This is a genomic window from Vibrio sp. 2134-1 (assembly GCF_033339495.1).
In genome coordinates this window covers 1-915 of sequence record NZ_JAWOUS010000205.1, presented here as the reverse complement: position 1 = coordinate 915, position 915 = coordinate 1, and the positions used below count along the sequence as shown (strand labels likewise).

The following is a 915-nucleotide window of genomic DNA, read 5'->3' as shown; positions in this document are numbered from 1 at the left end:
AGCCTTTTTCGTATCTCAAGATTGATGTTATTGTTCAGTATGGAACTGCTCGCAAGCCAACATCGTGTTCTCAATCAAGCTTGCTACGGTCATTGGGCCAACACCACCAGGAACCGGAGTAATGAAGCTCGCGCTTTCGCGTGCTTTGTCGTATTCCACATCGCCCACTAGCTTGCCTGAATCAAGACGGTTAATGCCTACATCGACAACCACTGCGCCTTTTTTAATCCACTCGCCAGGGATGAAGTTTGGCTTACCTACCGCGACCACAACAACGTCAGCTTGACGTACGTGGCTTTCTAGATCTTTGGTAAAGCGGTGGCATGTCGTTGTTGTACAACCAGCAAGCAGCAGCTCAAGTGTCATTGGACGGCCAACAATGTTTGATGCGCCAACCACAACCGCATGTTTACCACGAAGCTCGATGTTGTAACGGTCGAGTAGGGTAATGATGCCTTTAGGCGTACAAGAGCGAAGCTTAGGAATACGTTGCGCAAGACGACCAACGTTGTAAGGGTGGAAGCCATCCACGTCTTTTTCTGGATGAATACGCTCTAGAACGTGTGTAGTATCAATACCAGCAGGAAGTGGCAACTGAACTAAAATGCCGTCAATTTCGTTGTCGTTGTTCAACTCATCGATAAGAGCAAGCAGCTCCTCTTCAGATGTTGAAGCCGGAAGGTCAAACGACTTGGATACAAAGCCAACTTCTTCACATGCGCGGCGTTTGCTGCCCACGTAAACTTGAGATGCTGGGTCTTCACCAACCAGAACAACTGCTAGGCCAGGAGCGCGTAAACCTGCTGCGACGCGAGCTTTAACACGTGCTGCAACTTCGGATCGAACAGTTTGGGAAATGAGAGTTCCGTCTATATTTTGAGCAGTCATGACTTTCCTTATAAATTAAGAAGGCAG

General features: G+C 48.3%; 1 protein-coding gene. It reads right to left on the bottom strand.

Features of this window, described 5'->3' with window-relative positions; translation table 11 throughout:
* Nucleotides 1-27 precede the first annotated feature (27 nt).
* The gene (gene folD / locus R7R78_RS24950) at nucleotides 28-888 is read right to left on the bottom strand and encodes a bifunctional methylenetetrahydrofolate dehydrogenase/methenyltetrahydrofolate cyclohydrolase FolD (RefSeq protein ID WP_005460545.1); all 861 of its coding nucleotides are present in this window, start codon (nucleotides 886-888) and stop codon (nucleotides 28-30) included.
* Nucleotides 889-915: the final 27 nt, after the last annotated feature.

Excerpts from the sequence above, each read along its gene's own strand:
- folD (WP_005460545.1), bottom strand. The coding sequence starts at position 888 with ATGACTGCTCAAAATATAGACGGAACTCTCATTTCCCAAACTGTTCGA.